General features: G+C 54.0%; 1 rRNA gene. It reads right to left on the reverse strand.

Annotation, left to right across the window (positions count from 1 at the left end):
- Window positions 1-6: 6 nt before the first annotated feature.
- Window positions 7-1,364 (reverse strand): 16S ribosomal RNA (locus tag AACR11_RS07645); the annotation flags it as partial.

Consider the following 1,364-nt stretch of genomic DNA (forward strand, 5'->3'; position numbering starts at 1 on the left):
ATCGTATAAGGAGGTGATCCAGCGCCAGGTTCCCCTAGCGCTACCTTGTTACGACTTCACCCCAGTCATGAACCACAAAGTGGTAAGCGTCCTCCCGAAGGTTAAACTACCTACTTCTTTTGCAGCCCACTCCCATGGTGTGACGGGCGGTGTGTACAAGGCCCGGGAACGTATTCACCGTGGCATTCTGATCCACGATTACTAGCGATTCCGACTTCACGGAGTCGAGTTGCAGACTCCGATCCGGACTACGACGCACTTTTTGGGATTCGCTCACTCTCGCAAGTTGGCTGCCCTCTGTATGCGCCATTGTAGCACGTGTGTAGCCCTACTCGTAAGGGCCATGATGACTTGACGTCGTCCCCACCTTCCTCCGGTTTATCACCGGCAGTCTCCCTGGAGTTCCCACCCGAAGTGCTGGCAAACAAGGATAAGGGTTGCGCTCGTTGCGGGACTTAACCCAACATTTCACAACACGAGCTGACGACAGCCATGCAGCACCTGTCTCAGAGTTCCCGAAGGCACCAATCCATCTCTGGAAAGTTCTCTGGATGTCAAGAGTAGGTAAGGTTCTTCGCGTTGCATCGAATTAAACCACATGCTCCACCGCTTGTGCGGGCCCCCGTCAATTCATTTGAGTTTTAATCTTGCGACCGTACTCCCCAGGCGGTCTACTTAACGCGTTAGCTCCGAAAGCCACGGCTCAAGGCCACAACCTCCAAGTAGACATCGTTTACGGCGTGGACTACCAGGGTATCTAATCCTGTTTGCTCCCCACGCTTTCGCATCTGAGTGTCAGTATCTGTCCAGGGGGCCGCCTTCGCCACCGGTATTCCTTCAGATCTCTACGCATTTCACCGCTACACCTGAAATTCTACCCCCCTCTACAGTACTCTAGTCTGCCAGTTTCAAATGCTATTCCGAGGTTGAGCCCCGGGCTTTCACATCTGACTTAACAAACCACCTGCATGCGCTTTACGCCCAGTAATTCCGATTAACGCTCGCACCCTCCGTATTACCGCGGCTGCTGGCACGGAGTTAGCCGGTGCTTCTTCTGTCGCTAACGTCAAATAATGCAGCTATTAACTACACTACCTTCCTCACGACTGAAAGTGCTTTACAACCCGAAGGCCTTCTTCACACACGCGGCATGGCTGCATCAGGCTTGCGCCCATTGTGCAATATTCCCCACTGCTGCCTCCCGTAGGAGTCTGGACCGTGTCTCAGTTCCAGTGTGGCTGATCATCCTCTCAGACCAGCTAGGGATCGTCGCCTTGGTGAGCCATTACCTCACCAACTAGCTAATCCCACCTAGGCATATCCTGACGCGAGAGGCCCGAAGGTCCCCCTCTTTGACCCGTAGG

Origin of the sequence: Vibrio sp. L85 (assembly GCF_963871815.1) — a bacterium.
Classification (GTDB): domain Bacteria; phylum Pseudomonadota; class Gammaproteobacteria; order Enterobacterales; family Vibrionaceae; genus Vibrio; species Vibrio harveyi.